The 20,961-nt window shown below is 70.0% G+C and carries 22 protein-coding genes; 9 read left to right on the forward strand and 13 right to left on the reverse strand.

The window, feature by feature from the left end:
• Nucleotides 1–5: 5 nt before the first annotated feature.
• The 6 genes from KUM40_RS03900 to KUM40_RS03925 form a co-directional block, all read right to left on the reverse strand.
• Nucleotides 6–902, reverse strand: coding sequence for a carbohydrate ABC transporter permease (locus KUM40_RS03900; RefSeq protein ID WP_217162829.1), 897 nt, complete (start codon nt 900–902; stop codon nt 6–8).
• Nucleotides 899–1,834, reverse strand: a complete 936-nt coding sequence (locus KUM40_RS03905; protein ID WP_217162832.1) for a carbohydrate ABC transporter permease — start codon at nt 1,832–1,834, stop codon at nt 899–901. The genes KUM40_RS03900 and KUM40_RS03905 overlap by 4 nt, the downstream gene beginning before the upstream one ends.
• 140 nt (nt 1,835–1,974) lie before the next feature.
• Nucleotides 1,975–3,738, reverse strand: a complete 1,764-nt coding sequence (gene araD, locus KUM40_RS03910) for an L-arabinonate dehydratase (protein ID WP_217162834.1) — start codon at nt 3,736–3,738, stop codon at nt 1,975–1,977.
• Nucleotides 3,735–4,643, reverse strand: a complete 909-nt coding sequence (locus KUM40_RS03915; RefSeq protein ID WP_217162836.1) for a dihydrodipicolinate synthase family protein — start codon at nt 4,641–4,643, stop codon at nt 3,735–3,737. Before KUM40_RS03915 ends, araD begins: the two co-directional genes overlap by 4 nt.
• Nucleotides 4,640–5,308, reverse strand: a complete 669-nt coding sequence (locus KUM40_RS03920) for a GntR family transcriptional regulator (protein ID WP_217162837.1) — start codon at nt 5,306–5,308, stop codon at nt 4,640–4,642. The genes KUM40_RS03915 and KUM40_RS03920 overlap by 4 nt, the downstream gene beginning before the upstream one ends.
• A 190-nt stretch (nt 5,309–5,498) precedes the next feature.
• The gene (locus tag KUM40_RS03925) at nt 5,499–6,101 is read right to left on the reverse strand and encodes a TIGR03086 family metal-binding protein (RefSeq protein ID WP_217162839.1); all 603 of its coding nucleotides are present in this window, start codon (nt 6,099–6,101) and stop codon (nt 5,499–5,501) included.
• 151 nt (nt 6,102–6,252) lie between these two features.
• On the opposite strand from KUM40_RS03925, the gene KUM40_RS03930 reads away from it, so the two are divergent.
• Both KUM40_RS03930 and KUM40_RS03935 read left to right on the forward strand, forming a co-directional pair.
• The gene (locus KUM40_RS03930; protein WP_217162841.1) at nt 6,253–7,488 is read left to right on the forward strand and encodes an MFS transporter; all 1,236 of its coding nucleotides are present in this window, start codon (nt 6,253–6,255) and stop codon (nt 7,486–7,488) included.
• Between the two features lie 92 nt (nt 7,489–7,580).
• Complete coding sequence (locus tag KUM40_RS03935; RefSeq protein WP_217162843.1) at nt 7,581–8,759, forward strand: alpha/beta fold hydrolase; 1,179 nt, start codon at nt 7,581–7,583, stop codon at nt 8,757–8,759.
• 101 nt (nt 8,760–8,860) lie between these two features.
• Here the strand turns inward: KUM40_RS03935 and KUM40_RS03940 are convergent, their stop codons facing one another.
• On the reverse strand, nt 8,861–9,646 hold the full coding sequence (locus KUM40_RS03940; protein WP_217162845.1) for a methyltransferase domain-containing protein: 786 nt from the start codon (nt 9,644–9,646) through the stop codon (nt 8,861–8,863).
• 28 nt (nt 9,647–9,674) lie between these two features.
• Between KUM40_RS03940 and KUM40_RS03945 the strand changes: the two genes are divergently transcribed.
• On the forward strand, nt 9,675–10,142 hold the full coding sequence (locus tag KUM40_RS03945) for a MerR family transcriptional regulator (protein WP_254394499.1): 468 nt from the start codon (nt 9,675–9,677) through the stop codon (nt 10,140–10,142).
• Here the strand turns inward: KUM40_RS03945 and KUM40_RS03950 are convergent.
• Nucleotides 10,123–11,256: a hypothetical protein gene (locus KUM40_RS03950; protein WP_217162847.1), complete on the reverse strand. Its 1,134-nt coding sequence runs from the start codon at nt 11,254–11,256 to the stop codon at nt 10,123–10,125. The genes KUM40_RS03945 and KUM40_RS03950 overlap by 20 nt on opposite strands.
• Before the next feature lie 362 nt (nt 11,257–11,618).
• On the opposite strand from KUM40_RS03950, the gene KUM40_RS40995 reads away from it, so the two are divergent.
• Nucleotides 11,619–11,867, forward strand: coding sequence for a helix-turn-helix domain-containing protein (locus KUM40_RS40995; protein WP_254394500.1), 249 nt, complete (start codon nt 11,619–11,621; stop codon nt 11,865–11,867).
• Between the two features lie 13 nt (nt 11,868–11,880).
• On the opposite strand, the gene KUM40_RS03960 is transcribed toward KUM40_RS40995, so the two are convergent.
• Complete coding sequence (locus KUM40_RS03960; protein ID WP_217162849.1) at nt 11,881–12,285, reverse strand: hypothetical protein; 405 nt, start codon at nt 12,283–12,285, stop codon at nt 11,881–11,883.
• 109 nt (nt 12,286–12,394) lie between these two features.
• Here KUM40_RS03960 and KUM40_RS03965 point away from each other — a divergent pair, with 109 nt between their 5' ends.
• Nucleotides 12,395–13,411 (forward strand): NAD-dependent epimerase/dehydratase family protein, encoded by a 1,017-nt coding sequence (locus tag KUM40_RS03965; protein ID WP_254394501.1) that lies wholly within the window; start codon nt 12,395–12,397, stop codon nt 13,409–13,411.
• Nucleotides 13,412–13,861: 450 nt separating this feature from the next.
• On the opposite strand, the gene KUM40_RS03970 is transcribed toward KUM40_RS03965, so the two are convergent.
• Nucleotides 13,862–14,080: a DUF397 domain-containing protein gene (locus KUM40_RS03970; RefSeq protein WP_217162851.1), complete on the reverse strand. Its 219-nt coding sequence runs from the start codon at nt 14,078–14,080 to the stop codon at nt 13,862–13,864.
• Between the two features lie 3 nt (nt 14,081–14,083).
• Complete coding sequence (locus tag KUM40_RS03975) at nt 14,084–14,944, reverse strand: helix-turn-helix transcriptional regulator (RefSeq protein WP_217162852.1); 861 nt, start codon at nt 14,942–14,944, stop codon at nt 14,084–14,086.
• A gap of 208 nt (nt 14,945–15,152) precedes the next feature.
• Between KUM40_RS03975 and KUM40_RS03980 the strand changes: the two genes are divergently transcribed.
• Nucleotides 15,153–15,569, forward strand: a complete 417-nt coding sequence (locus KUM40_RS03980; protein WP_217162854.1) for an ATP-binding protein — start codon at nt 15,153–15,155, stop codon at nt 15,567–15,569.
• Entirely contained in the window at nt 15,566–16,105 is a 540-nt protein-coding gene (locus KUM40_RS03985) for an ATP-binding protein (protein ID WP_217162856.1), read from the forward strand. Before KUM40_RS03980 ends, KUM40_RS03985 begins: the two co-directional genes overlap by 4 nt.
• 561 nt (nt 16,106–16,666) lie before the next feature.
• On the opposite strand, the gene KUM40_RS03990 is transcribed toward KUM40_RS03985, so the two are convergent.
• Entirely contained in the window at nt 16,667–17,836 is a 1,170-nt protein-coding gene (locus KUM40_RS03990) for a hypothetical protein (protein WP_217162858.1), read from the reverse strand.
• Nucleotides 17,833–18,822, reverse strand: coding sequence for a 5-dehydro-4-deoxyglucarate dehydratase (locus tag KUM40_RS03995; RefSeq protein WP_217162860.1), 990 nt, complete (start codon nt 18,820–18,822; stop codon nt 17,833–17,835). The genes KUM40_RS03990 and KUM40_RS03995 overlap by 4 nt, the downstream gene beginning before the upstream one ends.
• Nucleotides 18,823–19,041: 219 nt before the next feature.
• Here KUM40_RS03995 and KUM40_RS04000 point away from each other — a divergent pair, with 219 nt between their 5' ends.
• Nucleotides 19,042–19,851, forward strand: coding sequence for an NAD(P)-dependent oxidoreductase (locus KUM40_RS04000; RefSeq protein ID WP_217162862.1), 810 nt, complete (start codon nt 19,042–19,044; stop codon nt 19,849–19,851).
• A 272-nt stretch (nt 19,852–20,123) separates the two neighbouring features.
• Nucleotides 20,124–20,894 (forward strand): DeoR/GlpR family DNA-binding transcription regulator, encoded by a 771-nt coding sequence (locus KUM40_RS04005; protein WP_217162864.1) that lies wholly within the window; start codon nt 20,124–20,126, stop codon nt 20,892–20,894.
• Nucleotides 20,895–20,961 lie beyond the last annotated feature (67 nt).

Below are 20,961 nucleotides of genomic sequence, written 5' to 3' on the forward strand. Positions count from 1 at the left end.
CCGGCTCATCCCTTCACCGCCCCCGCGCTGAAGCCGGTGATCAGCCACTTCTGGATGAAGGCGAAGACGATCACGACGGGGACGGCCGCGACGATGCCGCCGGCGGCGAGCGCGCCGAGGTCGACGCTGTCCGCGCTCATCAGGGAGTTGAGGCCGACCGGGATGGTCTGCTTGCTCTGGTTGTTGAGGAACATCAGGGCGAACAGGAAGTGGTTCCAGGAGTGCACGAAGGCGAAGGAACCGACCGCGATCAGGCCAGGGCGCAGCAGCGGCAGCACGACGATACGAAAGGCGCGGAACCTGCCGCAGCCGTCGACCCAGGCGGCCTCCTCCAGGGAGTACGGCACGTTCTTGATGAAGTTGCTGATCAGGATGATCGACAGCGGTAGCTGGAAGACGGTCTCGGCGATGATGACGCTGCCGAGGGAGTTGATCATCTGGAGTCCGGCGAAGATCTCGAAGAGCGGCACGAGCAGCAGCGCGCCGGGCACGAACTGGGAGCAGAGCAGGCCGAGCATGAAGGCCCGCTTGATCTTGAAGTCGAACCGGGCGAGGGCGTAGCCGCCGGCCAGGGCGACGAGCGTGGTCATCACCAGGGTCGCGACGCCGACGTACACGCTGTTCTCGAAGAAGGTGCCGAAGGCACGGTCGGTCCACACCTTCTCGAAGTGCGCGGTGGTCATCGGCCAGGGCACGAGCGAGGTCGAGCCGGCCGGGCGCAGCGAGAAGAGCAGGATCCAGTAGAAGGGGATCAGCGTGAAGACCAGGTAGATCCCGAGCGGCAGGTAGATCTGCCAGCGGGGCACCTCGTCCCAGGCCGGGCGCTTCTTGCTCTGCCGCGGCGGGGCGGGGGCGGTCCGCGCGGGGGCGGGGGCGGCCGCGGCGGCCTCCTTGGTGATCACTTGTTCTCGCCTCCGAACTTGCTCAGCCGCAGGTAGACGATCGAGCAGAAGAGCAGGATCACGAACGCGACCGTGGTGAGGGCCGACGCGTAGCCGAAGTCGTGGGCGTCGACGCTGGTGTTGGCGATGTACAGCGGCAGGGTCGTGGTCACGCCCGCCGGCCCGCCGCCGGTCAGGGTGTAGAGCAGGTCGACGTTGTTGAACTCCCACACCGCGCGCAGCAGCGTGGACAGGATGATGGCGTCCTTCAGGTGCGGCAGCGTGATGTGCCAGAACTGCTTGACGCGGCTCGCCCCGTCGACCTCGGCGGCCTCGTACAGGTCCTTCGAGACGGACTGGAGGTCGGCGAGGATGAGGATCGCGAAGAAGGGCACGCCGCGCCAGAGGTCGGCGACGACCGCCGCGGAGAACACGGTCGAGGTGTCGGAGAGCCAACTGGTGCCGTAGGTGCCGATGCCCATGTCGGCGAGGTAACGGCTGATGCCGGTCTGGGAGTTGTAGAGCAGCACCCAGATCGCGGAGGTCAGCACGCCGGAGACGGCCCACGGGGAGAAGACCATGGCACGCCCGATGCCCCGGCCCACGAAGGTCTGGTTGACGATGAGCGCCAGCGCGAGACCGAAGAGCAGTTGCAGTCCGACCTCGACGAAGACCCACTTGGCGCTGAAGACGAGGGTGTCGTAGAACATCGGGTCGTCGGTGAAGATCTTGACGAAGTTGTCGAAGCCCGCGAAGCCGTTCCGCCACGGCTTGGTGGGGTTGTACTCCTGAAGGCTGTAGTAGAAGACGCTGATGACCGGATAGGCGATGAAGCCCAGCATCAGCAGGACGGCCGGCCCGATCAGCAGGTACGGAAGCCTGCGCGGCGTGGCCGAGGCACGGCGCCGCCGGGGTGGCGCGGGCGGTTTCGCCACGGCTGCGGCTTGGGCCATGACAGTTCTCCGTTCTGGTACGTCGTGCGTGGGTCGTGCGGTGCGCTTGGCGGGTCGTAAGTCGTACGGGAAGCGCTTTCTCCACTGGCAGGGGTGTGCGCGGATCCGGCTTGTGGTTCCGGCATGTGGTTCCGTGCGGTTCAGCCTGCGTAGGGGTCCTGCACCTTGCCGGGGCGGGCCAGGAACTCGAAGTCGCAGCCGGTGTCGGCCTGGGTGATCTGTTCGTTGTAGAGCGCGCCGTAGCCCCGTTCGTAGCGGGCGGGCGGCGGTGTCCAGGCGGCCCTGCGGCGCTCCAGCTCCGCGTCGTCCACATTGAGCTGAAGCGAGCGCGCCTCGACGTCGAGGGTGATCGAGTCGCCGCTGCGCACCAGGGCGAGCGGTCCGCCGACGTACGACTCGGGGGCCACGTGCAGCACGCACGCGCCGTAACTCGTGCCGCTCATCCGGGCGTCGGAGATCCGGACCATGTCCCGCACACCCTGCTTGAGCAGGTGGTCGGGGATGGGCAGCATCCCGTACTCGGGCATGCCGGGCCCGCCCTTGGGACCGGCGTTGCGCAGCACCAGCACGCTGTCGGCGGTGATGTTCAGGGCGGGGTCGTTGATGGTGCGCTGCATGGTCTTGTAGTCGTCGAAGACGACCGCGGGCCCGGTGTGCTTGAGCAGGTGGGGCTCGGCGGCGATGTGCTTGATAACGGCGCCGTCCGGGCAGAGGTTGCCGCGCAGTACGGCGACTCCGCCCTCGTCCGCGACGGGGTTGTCACGGGTCCTGATGACGTCGTCGTGGTGGACGAGGGCGCCGTCGAGCTGTTCCCGCAGGGTGTCGTGCGAGACGGTGGGCCGGTCCAGGTGGAGCAGGTCGGTGATGCGGGAGAGGAAGCCGGGCAGGCCGCCGGCGAAGTGGAAGTCCTCCATCAGGTAGGTCTGTCCGCCGGGGCGGACGTTGGCCAGCACCGGGACGGTGCGGGCGACGCGGTCGAAGTCGTCGAGGGTGAGGGTGACACCCGCGCGGCCCGCCATGGCGATCAGGTGGATCACGGCGTTGGTGGAGCCGCCGAGGCCGAGCACGGTGGTGACGGCGTCCTCGAAGGCGTCCGCGGTGAGGATGTCGCTCAGTCTCCGGTCCCGGTGGACCAGTTCCACGATCCGCAGTCCGGCCGCGGCGGCCATCCGGTCGTGCCCGGAGTCGACGGCCGGGATGCTGGAGGCGCCCGGGACCGTGACGCCGAGGGCCTCGGCGGCGGCGGTCAGCGTGGACGCCGTACCCATCGTCATGCAGTGCCCGGGCGAGCGGGCCAGACCGCTCTCCAGCTCCTGCATCTCGCAGTCGCCGATGAGGCCGGCCCGCTTGTCGTCCCAGTACTTCCACATGTCGGTGCCGGAGCCGAGGGTCTGCCCGCGCCAGTGCCCGGGGAGCATCGGCCCGGCGGGCACGAACACCGCCGGAAGGTCGACGCTTGCGGCGCCCATGAGCAGGGCGGGGGTGGACTTGTCGCAGCCGCCCATCAGCACGGCGCCGTCGACCGGGTAGGAGCGCAGCAGCTCCTCGGTCTCCATGGCGAGGAGGTTGCGGTAGAGCATCGGGGTCGGCTTCTGGAAGGTCTCGCTGAGCGTGGAGACCGGGAATTCGAGGGGGAAGCCGCCCGCCTGCCAGACCCCGCGCTTGACCGCCTGGGCGCGGTCGCGCAGGTGGACGTGGCAGGGGTTGATGTCGGACCAGGTGTTGAGGATGGCGATGACGGGCTTGCCGAGGTGCTCCTCGGGCAGGTAGCCGAGCTGGCGGGTGCGGGCACGGTGACTGAAGGAGCGCAGACCGTCCGTGCCGTACCACTGGTGGCTGCGAAGCTGTTCCGGGGATTTCCCGGAGGCCGTATGGGAGGTGTTGGAGGGTATGTGGGAGGTCATATGGACCACCCCGCAGCGATGGCGGCGACCTCGGCGCGCTCGCCCTCGGGCAGCGGCTTGCTCGGCGGGCGCACCTCCCGGCGGCACAGGCCCAGCGAGGCGAGGGCCTCCTTGACCACGGTGACGTTGTTGGCGGAGCCGTTGGCGGCGCGCAGTTCCTCGAAGCGGCGGATCTGCTCCCAGACCTTCATGGCGCCCGGATAGTCGCCGGATCGAAGCGCTTCGATCATGTTCAGCGAAACGGCCGGGGCGACGTTCACCAGACCCGAGGTGAAGCCGGTGGCGCCCGCGGAGAAGTACGAGGGCGCGTACGGCTCGGCCAGCCCCGCGACCCAGACGAAGCGGTCGAGGCCGGCGTCGCGGGCGAACGCTGCGAACCTGGCGGCGTCCGGCACGGCGTACTTCACGCCGATGACGTTGGGGCAGGCGTCGGCGAGGTCGTCGAGGCGGGCGCCGGTGAGCAGGGCGTTGCGGATGTAGGGCACGACGCCGAGTTCGGGCACGGCCTCGGCGATGGCGCGGTGGTAGTCGACCCAGCCGCCCTGGGAGACGTAGGGATGGACGGGCTGATGCACCATCACCATCGAGGCGCCCAGGTCGCGGGCGTGCCGGGCGGAGGCCACCGCGGTCGACACGTCGTGGCCGACGCCGACCAGGACGTCCGCGCGCTCGCCGGTCTCCTCCATCGTCAGTTCGGTGACGAGGCGGCGCTCGGCCGGGGAGAGGGCGTAGAACTCGCCGGTGTTGCCGTTGGGGGTGAGGGTCGTGATGCCACCGTCGAGGAGACGACGCAGCAGGGCCCGGTAGGTGGCGGGGTCGACGGTGCCGTCCTCGGCGAACGGGGTCACCGGGATCGCCACCACGTCGGCCAGGGCCGCCCGCTGGGTCTCGAACGTCGCTGTCATGCCTGACCTTCCTCTTCCTGGGCCGCCGTCCCCGCTTCGGGGAAGGCCCGTTCGACGAAGGACGCGATGTGCGCGTGCAGGGCGCGGGCCGCGCCGTCCGCGTCACCGGCGAGGGCGAGGCGCAGGATCTCCTGGTGCTCGCCGGCCTCCCGCTCCCAGGAGGGGTTGGCCGCCCAGGCGACCGCGGAGACGAGCGCCGCCTGGTCGCGGACCTCGTCGAGCATCCGGCCGAGCAGCGGGTTGCCGCACGGCACGTACAGGGCGCGGTGGAACTCGCGGTTGACAAGGGACCGTTCGGCGGTGTCCGTGGCCCGGTCGGCGCGGGTCAGCGCGTCCCGGGCGGCGTCGAGGGAGGCACCGCGGCGCACGGCGCGCCTGAGCGCCTCGGGCTCGAGCAGCAGCCGGACGTCGTAGACCTCGTGCGCCATGTCCGCGTCCACCATGCGCACGGTGACGCCCTTGTACTGGCTGTTCACGACCAGTCCGGTACCGGCCAGCGTCTTGAGCGCCTCGCGCACCGGTGTCTTGGACACCCCGAACTGTGCGGCGAGGTCGGTCTCGACCAGGGCCTGGCCGGGCGTCAACCGGCCGGTGAGGATGCGGCGTTTGATCTCTTCCAGCACGTACTGCGTGCGGGAGGGGATCGGCGTGGGCACAGAGGTCATGCGCGCCTCTCGGAATCTCGCGTCGGATGCGCGGACCGATCTCAGATATCTGATCTCGCGTATCGCGTCTCATATATGACGTACGGAGTACGACGCGTCGAAGGTAAGAGCGGCGCGGAGCCACGTCAATGCTTCTGACAAAGGAAGTCGAGGCGGTCTCCGCCACTACCGGTCGAGGCGGTGTCCGCTGCTACCGAGCGGGGCGGGTCCAGCGCGGGTCGCGTCCGCTCAGCCCCACCGCGCGCTCCAGCAGCGGCGCGTCGGCGGGCACGGCGACGACGGGGCCGAACATCCCCTCGTCCCGGTCGGACTCCCCCGCGGCGGCGCTGAGCAGGCCGTACGCCGTCTGGAGGGCGGCCGGATCGGGGGCGTAGTCCTGGCCGGTCGCGCGGGCCAGGTCCCAGCCGTGGATCACCAGTTCGTCGGCCGCCACGGCGCCGGCGACCTCGCCGGGCAGGTCGATGCCGCCCGCCCGGGTCATACCGACCCAGGCGTCGGGGTCGCGCCACGCCTGAGCGAGTTCCCCGAGCACCTCGACGAACTCCGCGCGCCAGGCGGGCCCGATGTCCGGCACGCTCGCCTCGGGACTGGTGTTGGTGGTGGTGCCGAGGTCCTTGCGCGCGGCGTCGCGGAAGGCGGCGGCCAGCCCGGTCAGATGGCCGAGCAGGTTGCGCACCGCCAGGTCGGGACAGGGCGTCGGGTCCGCGAGCCGCGCGTCACTCACGCCCTCGGCGAGGCGGGCGAGGATCCGCGTCTGCGGGCCCAGGTCGAGGGTGGTGCTGTCGGCGGTCATCGGCTGCTCCTCGGTGATGTGCGTGGCCGGCTCTCTGAGAAGGTGGACCGATCGCGCCCGCGAAACTCATCGGTCGCCGGGACCGCCGGGGCCGCCAGTAGGGCACCTGCCCGATGCCCGCACCCGGGCCTTAGGCCCACGCTGACCAGGTATGAAGACAGCGAGGGTGAAAAAATCCGCGGGAACGGGCGATCGCTACTCGGCCCTTCGCGTCCTGCGCGACCGCGACGCGGGCCTGTATCTCGCCGGGGTGGTGGTGTCCGGTTTCGGCACCTCGGCGCTGTGGCTGGCGGCCGGCGTATGGGTGAAGGACCTCACCGGCTCGGACGGACTCGCGGCGCTGTGCATGCTCGCGATGTGGGCGCCGACGCTCGCGGGCCCGGCACTGGGCACCCTGGCGGACCGCGTGCGCCGCAAACCGCTGCTGATCGCCACGAGCCTGCTGATGGCCGGCGTCCTGCTCTCACTGTGCGCCGTCGACTCACCGAACACGCTGTGGCTGCTGTTCGCGGTGCTGCTCGTGTACGGCGCGGCGGGCGTCGTACACGACGCGGCCGAGTCGGCGCTTGTGGCCGCCGCCGTCGAACCGGACCTGCTCGGCGACTTCAACGGACTGCGCATGACCGCCAACGAGGGCATGAAGCTCGTGGCGCCCCTGGCCGGAGCGGGCCTCTACGCGGCGTACGGCGGCGCGAGCGTGGCGCTGCTGGACGCGGCGACGTTCGTACTGGCCACGGGCCTGTACACGGCCCTGCGGGTACGGGAAACTCCGCCGGAGCGCCCCACGTCGAACTGGCGGCGCCAGACCGCCGAGGGCGCCCGGTACCTGTGGGGACACCCCGGGCTGCGCCCGCTCGTCCTCGCGGGCGGCGTCACGATGTTGTGCGCGGGCGTCAACGGCGCCACGACCTACGCCGTCGTCGACGCCCTCGGGCACTCCCCCACGTACGCCGGTGCGCTGTACGCGGTCCAGGGCGCCGGGTCGGTGACGGTCGGGCTGCTCGCCGGCCCGGCGCTGCGCCGACTGGGCGGGCGGCGGTTCGCATCCGCCGGGATCGCCCTGCTCGCGGTGGCGGTGACGGTACGGGCGGCGCCGTACGACGCCGTGGCCCTCGCCTCCAGCGCGGCGATCGGCGCGGGGCTGCCCACGGTGCTGATCGCCGCCCTGACCAGCGTCCAGCACGCGACGCCGTGCCCGCTGCTGGGCCGGGTGACCGCAACGGCCAACTCCCTGGTCTTCACCCCGAACGTCCTCGGCCTGGCGGCGGGCGCGGCCCTGGTGGAACTGACGGACCTGCGGCTGCTGCTGCCGGCCGTGGGCGCCGTACTACTGGCGACGGCACTGGCGCTGACACTGACTCCGACCAGCAGACCGGCCGACCGATGAACGCCGGAGCCACGGCGGACGCGTCGAGTACGCATCACATGGAAGCGACGCCGGCTTGACCTGTACCGGGGTCCAACGCTGAGGCTTGTGGCATGGATGAGGCAGATGAACGGTTCGGCATCACGGAGGTCTCGGCGCGGATCGGTCTGGCACCCGACACGCTGCGCTACTTCGAACGTCAGGGGATCGTGCCGTCTCCCCGGCGCGACAACGCGGGCCGTCGCCAGTACACGACGGCCGATGTCGAGCTGATCCGCATGTTGGTTCATCTCCGTGAGACGGGGATGCCACTGGCCGACATCGCACAGTTCACAGGCGCCGACGACAAGGCCACCGATCCAGCCGGACTCCGGCTGGAGTTGCTCATGGCCCACCACCGTCGCGTCCAAGATCGTCGCGAGGAGCTGGACCGCGCCCTCGAAGTGATTACCCGGAAAATCACGGACTACAGCGATCGGATCACAAGCTCGCCAGAACTTCTCGACCGGCCGGACTGCACGATCGCCTTCAGCGTCCAGGGTGAGGGGCCACTGCTGTTCCTCGTCGGCGCGCCGGCGGGGCGAGCCGGCTTTGCAGCGCTGGCGAACGAGCTTGCGGGACAGTTCAGCGTCGTCACCCACGATCCGCGCGGCATCGGTGCCAGCCGCGACGTGGCGGGGATGGCTGCGCCCACGCCCGAGGTCATGGCTGGGGACCTTGCTGCACTCGTCGACCGGTTCACCGGCGGGCCCGCGCTGTTCGTCGGTACCAGTGGTGGTGCCGTGACGCTGCTGGAACTGGCCAGGCAGCATCCCCACCTGGTCGGCCGGGCTGTCCTGCATGAGCCGCCCCTTGTGTCCCTCCTGGACGACGCGGACCTGGCAGACCGCGCCAGGGCAGCGTTCGCAGCGGCGGAAAGTAACCCTCAATGGGCGGTGCAAGAGTTCTTTGACTTCAGCGGCGCGGGCCACCACACAGGCCCGGACCAAACGCCTCCCACGCACATGGCTCTATCCGGGCTGCCGGCTGAGGAACTCGACAAGAACCGCTACTTCCTGGGACAGATGGCCGGCCCCACGGTCTTCTACGTGCCCGACATCGAAGCCACCCGTCGGATATCGGCGGCGCTGTGCGCCGGCGCGCTGAGCCATCACCAGATGGCGCGCCGGGCCACCCAAGCACTCGGCGACCGGCTGGGACTGCCCCTGATCGACATGCCCGGCAACCACGTGGGCGCGAGCGCCGAGCCGGCGGAGTTCGCCCACGCCGTTGTGCCCCTGCTCAAGCGCTGAACACGACCCGTGGCCCCTCCTGCGCCGCTCGGATCAGGAAGGGCCATGTCGCACCGCTGCGACAACGAGCCACCCCTCACACGATTGATCAACGTCCCCGATCAGTACGTCTGGGCGGAGGCGGAGGCGGCGGCAACGAAGAACGGAATGGCGATGAGGAAGCGGTCGGCCTCGGCGCGTCGGCGCTGCTCGGCGAGCCACTCGTCGGCCTGGTCACGGCCGACGGCGCCGCTCGTGCAGGCCGGCTCGGCGAGCCTGGTGAGCAGGGACAGCATCTTGGGGTCGGTGAACACGCTGGTGTGCACCTCGACGGAGACGTCGCTGAAGCCGCCGTCCAGGAGCAGATTGCGGTACTGGCGGCCGGCGCGGGGCGTGCCCAGGAGTTCGGCGCGGGCATGCACGATCGTGCGGGTGAGTGCCGCGTCATCCGAGTCGATCATGAGAGCGTCCCAGTCCTGCCCGACCAGGACGATCCTGCCGCCCGGGCAGAGGATCCGCCGCGCTTCCGCCACCGCGCGCCCCGGCTCCTGAAGTACGTGGAAGACCTTGTCGGCACGGTAGCCGCGCACACTTCCGTCGGCGAACGGCAGATCCTCCGCCCCCGCCTCCCGGAACTCGGCCGCCGGCCACCGTTCCCGGGCCGCGCCCAGCATCCACTGGTCGGGATCCACGCCCACCGCGTGAACGCCGCGTCCGGCCAACTCGGCGACGGCGCGTCCGGCACCGCAGCCGACGTCCACGACAGTCGAGTCCGGGACCAGGGACAGCAATTCGTAGGAGCGGGCCCGCAGCCGAGTGGCGCTCGGCATCTGGTCCGCAGCGTCGAGGACGGACAGCAGTGCCTTGGTGTCGCGGTGCTTTTCCACCGCTTCCTGGTTCTTGGCCATGGACGCCAGGCTGCGACTTAATGTCGGCATGAAGTCAAGCGGAGACAGCGACGCGACCGCGATGAGCATCGGCGCCCTCGCGGCACGGTTCGGTCTGGCCACGCACGTCCTGCGGCATTGGGAGTCGATGGGCTTGCTGCACCCCGTACGGGACGCGGGCGGACGTCGCCGCTACGGTGCGGGTGACCTCACCCGCGTGGCGACGATCCTCATATTGAAGGAGGCCGGCCTCGGCCTGGGCGCCATCAGAAGCCTGTCCGCCACCGTCGACCGCGCTACCCGGCACGAGATCCTGCGGGCCGAGGCCGAGGACCTCCGATCGAGAATTGCCGCGGCCCGGGCCTCGTTGGAGCTCATCGAGGGCGGCCTGCACTGCGAGTACGAGGACATCACCGAGTGCCCGAACTACCGGCTGCGCATCGCCGAGCAGATCGGCTCCCAAGTGCCGTGCCAGGGCCTGACGAGGCGGGAGCCGGCTACGCCGCGAGCCCGGTGACCTTGGCCAGGAAGTCGGCGTTCGCAGCCACGTCGTGACCGAGGACGACCGAGTGGTGCGGCAGCTCCGCCAGGCGCCGGGCGACGTTCTCGCGGGCGGCCGCAGTGCCACCGCCGTCGACCCCGAGGAGCCCGAACACGTCCGGGTAGCGGTCCTCCGTCCTGCCGCTCATGAAGTCCGCCCCGCCCAGCGCGCGGCCGGTCTCCTCGACGGCCGGGACGGCGCCGGCCTCGATCCTGGGGAACACCAGCACCGCGGCCTCGCCCTCGGTCGCCAGGGGGACGCCGAACCAACTGGTGAACTGGTCCGGGAACACCTGCGTCTTCAGTTCCTTGCCGCGCTCCCACAACGGCGCGCGGTCCCCGGCCAGCAGAGCCTCCGTAACCCGCTTGTCCTGTGTCGGGTGCAGCACCTCGCCCGCCTCCAGACGCTCCCGGGCGGTCTCGAACCAGCCCAGCGCCTCCAGCAGGCCGAGGCCGACGGCCGCCGCCGAAGGCCAGGGCAGGACGTCCACGCCGCCCCGCTCGCCCGGCCGGACGAACACGCGGTCGTTGGCGAGGAGGCCGAGCCCGTGACGGGAGGCCAGGGCGAGAGCGGTCGTGGTCTTGCCCGCGCCCTTGCCGCCGAAGGTCAGGACCGTGCGCCCGTCCTGGACGACGGCCGAGGCGTGCAGCACCGCCCAGCCGTCCCGCAGCAGCAGACCCCGCACCATCTCCCGGGCCAGGCGGGCGGTCGCCGTGGCGACGTCCTCAGTGCGGCAGCCGACGACGTCCAGCCGCCCCGCCCCCGGCTCCGACCGGTAGGCGAGCGCGCCCTCCGGCGACACCGCCCGGATCACACCGCCGGACACGCCCCCGGCAAGGAGCAGTTGCGCCCGCGCGTACGCGGTGCTCGTGTGCGGGGACTGAGTGACAGCCAGGGCCATGGCGTCGTACTCCCGGTTGTCCACGTCGGCCGTGACCAGTGGCCCGGCGCAGTTGCTCGCGGGGTCGGCGTCGGCGGCCTTCCACCAGGTGCCGAAGTAGCGGGCGGACCAGTCGGTGACGGCCTGCTCGGCGGAGACGACGGTCACGGCCGCGTCGGCGCTTTCGAGGCGTACGGCGTGAGTGGTCATGGCCGGTTCCTCCCGGACGGAAATGGTTGCAACGAAACACCGCGCACAACCTGGTAGGCGGGGCGCAGGTTGGAACGGGACGCCTCCAACTGCCGGTCCTCGACGGAGTCCGGCGGAGGCAGGAACGATAGAGGGTTGCCCCGGTGAAACGCACGAGAATCCCGCACCAGTCACCCGCATGCCGAGCGCACAGCTCGGTGGTGCCGTCCTGGGCGCCGAGGGCCAGGCGCAGCGCGGACACCACCGCGCCGACTGGCCCGCACCGGGTGCGGCGGATGCCGGCGTTGATCCGGCCGGGTCGCCAGGCCAGTTCGTCGCGTACTCAGGTTGAACTCGTAGCGCCTGCGGGGTCGTGACGGTCCATGATCCCTGCGGTACAACGGGATCACGCGGTACGCACAGAGGGGCGGGTATACGGCCCCGAGCAGGAGAAGCGGGAACAGCTGAGGCTGGAGGCGGCCGAGCGGTTCGAGCGCGGTGATGAGGCCACGGTGATCGCGGCCGATCTGCGGGTCACGGAGCGGACGGTGCGGCGGTGGCGCAAGGTGCGGTGTGAATTCATAGCCACTTCTGGGGCCGGCCGACCGCCTATGTTCGGAGGTGCTGGCTGACCCCACCCTTCCCTTACACCGGCTCCGGAAGCGGACCGAGGTGCTTGACTACGCGCTCACGCAGCAGGAGGTACTCCTTCCAGCGGCGGGACAGCGGGCCCGGTGGCCGCTCGACGACACGGGCGCCAGTGACGGTCTGTCCGAGCTGAAACTGCTCGCGCGTCAGATCGAGCTCAATACCGCTGGGCAGCTCGTTCCACCAGTGGAAGCCGAGCTGCTCACCGTCAAGGTACACCTCGCCGACTCTGAGATTGCCGCCGAAGACGTCGTTGACGATCAAGGCTGTGATGTCGCAATGTCCCCAGGCAGGATTGCCGGGCAGCCACTCGGCCCGGTCACGGTCGTCCGGCGAACAGGTGTCGGCAGCCCAACTGGCTCGCAGGGCTCTGTCGATGTCGAGCAGGTTCCAAGGGATCACGCTCCCAGCATCGCAGCCACCTCTGACATGCAAGCCCCCGCATTCGCCGCGCCTGCCGGAGACGTAGCCTGCCCTGTCGCCGGGGCTCCGGGCAGGGCAGGATCGGGGCATGAGGATTCTCGTCATGGGCGGAACGTGGTTTCTGGGCAAGGCGATTGTGGAGACCGCGTTGGCGAGGGGGTGGGACGTCACCACCTTCAACCGCGGTCGGTCCGGCGTAGACGCGCCGGGTGTGGAGGCGGTGCACGGAGACCGTACGGTCCAGGAGGATCTGCGAAAGCTCGCGCAGCGCGGCCCGTGGGACGCCGTCGTCGACACGTCCAGCTCGGAGCTGCCGCCCCGCGACGTCCTTCTGGCCACCACCACGCTGGCCGGGCGTGCGCGCCGTTGGGTGCACCTGTCCACCGTCTCCGTCTACGAAGGCTGGCCACACGAGCCGTTGACGGAGGACTCCCCCCCCCTGCTGCGGTGCCCGGCCGATGACGACGGCTCGTTCGGCTACACCGGGGATAACGGCAGCCCCACGAAGTACGGCTTCCAGAAGGCCGGCGGAGAGCGGGCCGTTGCCGAGGCCTTCGGCGACGAAGCGGTCTTCCTCCGGCCGGGAGTCATTCTGGGGCCCGGCGAGTACGTGGGCCGGCTGCCCTGGTGGCTGGAGCGCGCGAAGCGCGGCGGCCGCATGCTCGCGCCCGCGCCTGCGGAGCAACGGATCCAGCCAGTGGACGTCCGGGACGTCGCCACCTTCGCCGTGCACCAGGCGGCCGGCACGGGCCGCGGTGCCTTCAACGTCACGCATCCCGACGGGACCTCGTTCGGCGACTTCCTCACCGAGTGCTTGCGGGTCACCGGGAGCGACGGGACGCCGGTCTGGGTGGAACCGGACGTGCTGACGGAGCACCGCGTGAAGCAGTGGACCGAGGTACCCCTGTGGCGCACCCATGCCGGTGTCTGGTCGGTCGACGCCCGGCGTGCGGTCGAGGCGGGTCTTCGCTGCCGACCGATTGCCGACACGGTGCGGGACACCTGGAAGTGGTGGGCGGGAGACGGGCGTCCCGTGGACCATCCGCGACGGGCGGAGCACGGAATCGCGGCGGACAAGGAGGAGCGAATCATCGCCTCCTTGTGAATCCCAGTGGTCCGGTTCCTGCGCTCTCTGTGATCCGTACGGTCGCTGCGCTCTCTGTGATCAGGGTCCGATCGACAGGAGAGCCGCAGACGGGCCGAGTCGGTACGGCGGGGAGACCCGGGTGATTCCCTCGACCTGTTCCCGCAGCTACGACGGGAGTTGCGAGCCGTGGTAGTGCGGCCGTGCGAGGTGCCTGCCGATCCGGGCCGTGCGGACGACGACGCCCGTTTTTGCGCTGCTCCGCCGACACTTCCCAGAACGGCGCCAGCGCCTCGGCCGCGCCCTCCACATTGTCGGACAGGGAGCGAGCATACGCCAGGTCGGCTGCCGCGCCGCTGGTGTCGGAGCGCGCAACGGCCCTGGTGGGCGCCCTACGCCCCGCAAACGGCCAAGAGCGCCCGATCTCACGCGCCGATCGGGCGCTCTTGAACACTTCTTCTACTCGGCTCGCTACGGCCGGTTGAAGCCGCCGTCCAAGACTCCCTGAACAAAGGCGCTGAACTCGGCGGCGGACAGGACTAGGACCGGGCCGTCTGGGTGCTTGCTGTCACGCACCGCTCGGCCGCCAGGAAGGGCGGCAACCTCCACGCAGTTGCCGTTGTTGCCGGAGTACGAGGACTTCACCCACTCCAGTCCGGCAGCCAAAGCGCGCTCGATGTAAGGCTTCACCGTCTATTCCATTTCCTTTATGGCGTCCAAGATGAGCGCCCGTGAGTTACTTACGTTCGCTGCGGCCATGTTCAAGCGACGAAACAGCGTGGTGTAGGTGTCGACGTCAGCCGGTTCCTCGTAGTAGAGCGTACTTGTCGGCGACTCGGCATAAATGATGTCCGTCTCACTTGATGCCGGGAAGCTCATGATGACGAACGGCCCGAAGAGACAGGCGTTCATGGGGTCTTCCTGCGGCAGCACCTGAAGCTGCACGTTCGAGCGCCTGCTGTCTTCCACCAGCGCTTCGAGTTGGGCTTTCATGATCTCAAGTGAGCCGACACGGTGATGCAAGACGCTCTCCGCGATGATCACCCAGAGCTGCAACGGCGTGTCTCGCGTCAGCACCTTCCGGCGGTCGCGACGCATGTTGATCTGTGTTTCGACGTGCTCACTGGTGGCGTCCGGCACCTGTAGCTCAATGAGTGCTCGGGTGTATTCGGGCGTTTGCAGAAGCCCGGGAACCAAGTTGGTTTCGACGTTGTACAACTCTGCCGCATCCCACTCCACGGCGACGTACGCGGCATACGCCGAGTCGACCGCGTTGGTGTAGCGCGACCACCACCCCTTTTGCTTGGCCTCACGCGACAGGGCTTCGATCTCTGCGCGTTCCGCAGGGTCCGTGACGTTGTAGACGTCCATCAAGGCGCGAAGGTCCGGAAGGCGGATGCCGGACTGGGCGTTCTCGATGCGACCGATCTTTGATTCGGCCGATCCAAGTGCCTTGGCAGCGTCTGCATGCGTCAACCCGGCAGCCGTCCGCAGCTCGCGAAGCCGTCTGGCCAAACGGCGCTGACGGATCGTCGGGTTGCTGTTGATGGGCACGGTAGCGCCCCCTCCTCTACTCCTTCGTGCAGGTCAAGTGTGCCGCCCGCGCACGGTGGCGGCAACAGCCCGTACTCACTCCCCAAAGTGGGGACTTGACACTTTGGGTACTTCAAGATGCACAGTACCTACCGTGGCTATCTGTGACCATGGGGTTACGCACTTCCGATCACCTCGTAGCCGCCCCAATCCGACCTAAGGGGGCAAGGTGACTGTCCAGAAGACGGAACAGGTGCGGTACCGGCGGCAACGTCCTGCCATCCGGGCCGCACGCGCTGATGCCAGGGCGTTAGCCGACAAGTGGCAACACTCCGAGCTGGTCGACGACTTGGTTTTGCTCGTCTCCGAGTTAGTCACGAACGCAGTGGTCCACGGCACTACAGGGCGCGGCAGTCAAGTACATGTGACCTATGGCTTGCTCAGCGATCGGCTGCGCGTGGATGTCCGCGACGCAGCGACCGGTCAGCCCCGTGTGATGCGGCCGGTTTCTCTCGATGGTGAACCTCGGGAGTCGGGGCGCGGGCTGATCGTCGTCGCCACTCTCGCTGATCGCTGGGGTGTGACCCCTCGGGTCATCGGCAAGAGCGTGTGGTTTGAGATCGCACTGAATGTGGGGCCGTCGTGAGTACGCTCGTTTCACACATCCGCCTGGCGGCGACGCTGACGGCCGTCAGTTGCTCGCGCGTCTTCACTGCGCACACGTTGCGGCAGTGGAACGTCCCTCACCTCGTCGACAACGCTCAGTTGGTCGTCTCGGAGCTGGTGACCAACGCCGTCAAGGCCACTGGCGTGGTGACCGCCAACCCGACCTGGAGCCAGCTCGAAGATGTACGGCTACTTCATGTCGGCATCTACGGACACGGCCACTCCGTGACCATCCAGGTGTGGGACAACTCCGATGAACTGCCCGTTCAAGCGAAGGCCGACACGGAGGAGTGGGCCGAGGGCGGAAGGGGGTTGTTCATCGTGGAGGCCCTGGCGCTGCACGTCGGTCACTTCTTCCCGCAGTCCGGCGGCAAGGTGGTCTGGGCTGAGTTGGCGATGGACGCGCAACTGCCCCGCCTTCCGCAGCGGGAGCCGAAGGAGCCGTTGAACGTCCTGCTCCCCGAGGCGGATCCTCAGCTTTTGATCAAGCTGCTCAACGGGCTCGAGAAGCTCTGACCCACCAACGTGGAACACCCTGCGTCCACAACGGACATGGGGTGTTCTTCGTTGCGGTGCGGGGTGGTGTGAGCGTCGGAACTCAGTCGTCTGGAATGTTCACGTAGACGACCTCGCCCTCCGAAAGGGAGTGCGTCGGAATGATCTGGGCGTACATGTCGTCCAGTTGTGCTGGCGCAGCTCGGCCGGCGCAGGGCACCACTTCCGGTCGTCCGGGAGGTGGTGGAGCGCGCCTGCTCCTAGGACTCGGGGCGCACGTTGTCGCTGATCCAGGTCAGGCAGCAGGGCGTCCCGCTGATCCGCGTCACGATTGCGCGCCGACGGCCAGTCGCGCCTTGACCGCCCCCTGGGCGAGACTGACGGCTTCCTCACGGGCGGGCGTAGCGGTCGAGACCTGCACATAGTCAGTCATGGCCGGGAGACTAACGGCCTGCCCCTGGTCGCACTACGGAACCGAGGTCTGCCGCACCGCCCGGAGCGACACGCTAGACCTCTTTGCTGCGTCGCCATCGCGGTAGTCGCAGTCCGCACGGGCGGCCCCCGCACCAGGACCGCCCGCCCTCACCCCGCCCCAAGCCCCACCCGCACCCCCTCCAGATCCCCCTCCGACGCCAACCCGGCGTGATACAGCCGCAGTTCCGTCGCGCCCAGGTCGCGGGTGCGGGCGGCGTCGGCTGCGAGGGTGTGCGGGCTGCCGCCCATGCCGGCGACCACGGTGAAGTTGGCGGCGAGGACGGCACCGGTGCGGTTCTGTTCGGCGAAGGGTGTCAGGAGGCCCGGGCCGCCCGTGCAGGGTACGACCACGCCGTCCGCGACGGAGAGGATGTGCGCGGGGTCGACGCCGGCGTTGGCGCCGCAGTGGTAGGACACCGGGTCGGCGTGCAGCAGGACCTGGAAGCCGGTGGGCGCGGCGGCGCGGACCGCCGAGACTGCCGCCTCCTGGAGGGTGCGGGCCCTGTCGTCCCGCCACGCGCGCGTGGCGTTCGCCCTCGCCTCGCCCAGCAGCTTCTCCACCCCCGGCCAGCCCCCGGCCGAGGGAGCCGCGCCGCGCCACACCGGTTCCAGCGCGGTGCGTACGGCGGTGGCCAGTTCGTCGGGGTCGAGGCCCCGGCCGTCGTATCCCGAACGGCAGTCGGGGCAGAAGCACAGCGACATCAGGTACTGCCCGGCGTCCCCGAGGGCCACCCCGCCGGTCTTGTCGTGGGCGTGCAGGTGGGCGAGGCCGTACCAGCCCAGCGACTCCAGTTCGGTGCCGCGCGCCCCGGGGCGCACCGCCGCCTCGGCGGCCAGGTCGGTGAGGTACGCGCGTGTGGGGGGCTGGGCGATGCAGGGCGCCCAGGGGTAGCGGTCGCCGTAGGCGTTGATGACGGAGGTGTGGGGGTGCTCCGCGCCGAGGCGGGAGTTGTGGGCGAGGACGACCCAGGTGTGCACCTCCAGGCCCGCGTCCGTGAGGGCGGCGGCTGCCTCGCCGTACGCGTCGCCGGGTGCCCAGTCGCCTGCCTCGTACGGGCGGGGCGTACGGCCCTGCCAGCGGGCGGGGTCCGGGGGGTAGAGGACGGCGGCGTGTTCGGCGGTGACGACGCGGTGGCGCGGGTGGCGGGGGGTGAGGGCGCGGGTGGAGTGGTAGGCGGAGGCGAGCGTCGCCTGCGCCACGCCGAGGTCCGCGACGCGGGCGGGGGCTGCCGGGTCGCCGTTGACGTCCCAGGGGTAGACGAATGCCGATGTCTTCATCGGGCCTCCTCCGCGTCCGTCTTCGCGTCCGTCTCCGTGTTCGTCTTCGCGTCGAGCAGCGTGTAGCCCCGGTCGATGATCTGGGCGAGCTGCTTCACGTGGTCCTCGGTCGGCTCCTGGAGCGGCGTGCGCACCTCGCCCACGTCCAGGCCGCGTAGCCGTACGCCCGCCTTGACCAGGGCGACGGCGTATCCGCGGCCCTGGGCGCGCAGTTCGATGAAGGGCCGGTAGAAGCCGTCCAGCAGACGGTGCACGGTGGCCTCGTCGCCCGTGCGCAGCGCCCGGTGGAAGGCGAGGGCGATCTCGGGGGCGAAGCAGAACGCGGCGGACGAGTAGAGGGTGACGCCGAGGGCGCGGTAGGCGAGCTGGGTCTGTTCGGCGGTCGGCAGGCCGTTGAAGTAGAGGAAGTCCTCGCCGCCGGGCGGCGAGGTGCGCACCGCGCTGATGATCCGCTGCATGAGGTCGAGGTCGCCGAGCCCGTCCTTGAGGCCGACGATGCCGTCCGTGTGGGCGAGTTCGACCACACTCCGCGGGGTGAACACGGCGTTGTCGCGCTGGTAGACGACCACGGGCAGGGAGGTCGAGGCGGCCACTTCCCGGTAGTGCCGCACCAGCCCCTCCTGTCCGGCGAGCACGAGGTAGGGCGGCATGGCGAGCAGCCCGTCGGCCCCGGCCTCCTCGGCGAGGCGGGCGTAGCGCACGGCGAGGGCGGTGCCGTAGCCCGCGCCGGCCACGACGGGCATTCGTCCCGCGGTCTCCTCGACGGCGGCCCGGACGCAGGCCTCGAACTCCTCGGGCGTGAGGGCGTGGAACTCTCCGGTGCCGCAGCAGGCGAACACGGCGGCGGCGCCGGCCTCGACCCCGCGGCGCACATGCGTGCGGTAGACCGAGAGGTCGAGAGCGCCGTCGGGGCCGTACGCCGTGACGGGGAAGAACAGCGGCCCGCGGGGGGCGGTGAGCCGGGTGGCGAGAGGGGCTGAGGTCACAGGCGCTCCCCGTTCCGTATTCAGGATCATCGACATATTCGTCATATGCGTGATCTGCGTCTATATTTCTGAACGCGACCACGCTAAGCCGCCCCGCGAACACCGTCAAGCAGGCACCCTCTTGACGCGTGAGCACCCATTCCTTAGCGTGTCCACACATATGAACGCCAGGCATGCATCAGTACGGCTGCCGCTCAGGAGACCCAGGAGATCCCGAGGATGCCCGCTCCCCGCACCGTCCTGCTCACCGGCGCCGCCGGCGGCCTCGGCACCCTGATGCGGGGCCTGCTCCCCGACCACGGTTACGAGCTGCGCCTGCTCGACCTGCGTCCGATCGAGGGCGAGCCGGACGCGATCGTCGCCGACCTCGCGGACCGGGACGCGCTGCGCGAGGCGGTCCGTGGCGTCGACGCGATCATCCACCTCGCGGGCATCTCCCTGGAAGCCCCCTTCGAGAAGATCCTGAAGGCAAACATCGAGGGCACGTACAACCTGTACGAGGCCGCCCGCGAGGAAGGCGTCGGCCGCGTCGTCTTCGCCTCCTCCAACCACGCCGTCGGCTACACCCCGCGCCCCCGGGGCGACGACCCGCTCATCCCGATCGACACCCCGCGGCGCCCGGACACCTTCTACGGACTGTCCAAGTGCTTCGGCGAGGACCTCGCCCAGCTCTACTGGGACAAGCACGGCATCGAGACCGTCTCCGTCCGCATCGGCTCCTGCTTCCCGGAGCCGACCAGCGTGCGCATGCTCTCGGTGTGGATGAGCCCCGCGGACGGCGCCCGCCTCTTCGACGCCGCGCTCACCGCCGAGAACGTCGGGCACACCGTCGTCCACGGCTCCTCCGCCAACACCCGCCTGTGGTGGGACCTCACCTCCGCGCGGGCGCTCGGTTACGAGCCGCGCGACGACTCCGAGCCGTACGCCGACAAGCTCGTGGCCGAGCAGGGCGAGCTGGACCCGGACAACCCGGCGCACGCCCGCCTGGGCGGCCACTTCGTGACCGACCCCCCGATTTGGCCGTACTGACCGGAAGACGACCCCACAAGAAGCGGACGGGCACCGAACGGGCCCGTCCGCTTCCGTATGCGGGCATCCGGGCTGCCCGTTCTCACCCCTCCCCGCGCTGCGCCCCAGGTCCGAGACGGGCACCCGGCGCCGGAAACGGGCACACACGGGCAGTATCGGGTCCGCAACAGGCCTGGTCAGTGCCGCGTGGCCGCTGTAGAACTTCCCCCAAGGGTCACACGGGCCCGAACGGGCAACCACACGGCGACGAGGCGGTGAGGCAGGTGTTCGGCATGGGCACGAGGACGGCGGAGGAACGCCAACGCGAGATCGTGCGGGTCGCCCGCGCCACCGGGTCGGTCGACGTCACCGCGCTCGCCGCCGAACTGGGCGTCGCCAAGGAGACCGTACGACGGGATCTGCGCGCCCTGGAGGACCACGGCCTGGTCCGCCGCACCCACGGCGGCGCCTACCCCGTGGAGAGTGCCGGTTTCGAGACCACCCTCGCCTTCCGCGCCACCAGCCACGTGCCCGAGAAGCGCCGGATCGCCTCCGCCGCCGTCGAGCTGCTCGGCGACGCGGAGACGGTCTTCGTCGACGAGGGCTTCACCCCCCAGCTCATCGCCGAGGCCCTGCCCCGGGACCGTCCGCTGACCGTGGTCACCGCGTCCCTGCCGGTCGCCGGCGCACTGGCCGAGGCCGGCGACACCTCCGTCCTGCTGCTCGGCGGCCGGGTCCGTTCGGGCACCCTGGCCACCGTCGACCACTGGACGACGAAGATGCTGGCCGGTTTCGTCATCGACCTGGCGTACATCGGTGCCAACGGCATCTCCCGCGAGCACGGCCTCACCACCCCCGACCCCGCGGTCAGCGAGGTCAAGGCGCAGGCCATCCGCGCCGCCCGCCGCACGGTGTTCGCGGGCGCGCACACCAAGTTCGGCGCGGTGAGCTTCTGCCGGTTCGCGGAGGTCGGCGCCCTGGAGGCCATCGTCACCAGCACGCTGCTGCCCACAGCCGAGGCCCACCGCTACTCGCTGCTCGGGCCGCAGGTCATCCGCGTCTGAGAACCTGCCCCACCCCCCCGGTCCCTCTCCCCCGCCCCACTTCCCCCGTCCCACTTCCCCGCACGGC

The organism is Streptomyces sp. AC512_CC834 (assembly GCF_019049325.1).
Lineage (GTDB): Bacteria > Actinomycetota > Actinomycetes > Streptomycetales > Streptomycetaceae > Streptomyces.

Coding starts and splice junctions, on each gene's coding strand:
- KUM40_RS03935 (WP_217162843.1), top strand. CDS start 7,581: ATGGATGAGGCAGATGAACGGTTCGGCATCACGGAGGTCTCGGCGCGG.
- KUM40_RS04000 (WP_217162862.1), top strand. CDS start 19,042: ATGCCCGCTCCCCGCACCGTCCTGCTCACCGGCGCCGCCGGCGGCCTC.
- KUM40_RS03915 (WP_217162836.1), bottom strand. CDS start 4,643: ATGACAGCGACGTTCGAGACCCAGCGGGCGGCCCTGGCCGACGTGGTG.
- KUM40_RS03905 (WP_217162832.1), bottom strand. CDS start 1,834: ATGGCCCAAGCCGCAGCCGTGGCGAAACCGCCCGCGCCACCCCGGCGG.
- KUM40_RS03925 (WP_217162839.1), bottom strand. CDS start 6,101: ATGACCGCCGACAGCACCACCCTCGACCTGGGCCCGCAGACGCGGATC.
- KUM40_RS40995 (WP_254394500.1), top strand. CDS start 11,619: ATGATCCCTGCGGTACAACGGGATCACGCGGTACGCACAGAGGGGCGG.
- KUM40_RS03920 (WP_217162837.1), bottom strand. CDS start 5,308: ATGACCTCTGTGCCCACGCCGATCCCCTCCCGCACGCAGTACGTGCTG.
- KUM40_RS04005 (WP_217162864.1), top strand. CDS start 20,124: ATGGGCACGAGGACGGCGGAGGAACGCCAACGCGAGATCGTGCGGGTC.
- araD (WP_217162834.1), bottom strand. CDS start 3,738: ATGACCTCCCACATACCCTCCAACACCTCCCATACGGCCTCCGGGAAA.
- KUM40_RS03940 (WP_217162845.1), bottom strand. CDS start 9,646: ATGGCCAAGAACCAGGAAGCGGTGGAAAAGCACCGCGACACCAAGGCA.
- KUM40_RS03950 (WP_217162847.1), bottom strand. CDS start 11,256: ATGACCACTCACGCCGTACGCCTCGAAAGCGCCGACGCGGCCGTGACC.
- KUM40_RS03945 (WP_254394499.1), top strand. CDS start 9,675: ATGAAGTCAAGCGGAGACAGCGACGCGACCGCGATGAGCATCGGCGCC.
- KUM40_RS03930 (WP_217162841.1), top strand. CDS start 6,253: ATGAAGACAGCGAGGGTGAAAAAATCCGCGGGAACGGGCGATCGCTAC.
- KUM40_RS03990 (WP_217162858.1), bottom strand. CDS start 17,836: ATGAAGACATCGGCATTCGTCTACCCCTGGGACGTCAACGGCGACCCG.
- KUM40_RS03965 (WP_254394501.1), top strand. CDS start 12,395: ATGAGGATTCTCGTCATGGGCGGAACGTGGTTTCTGGGCAAGGCGATT.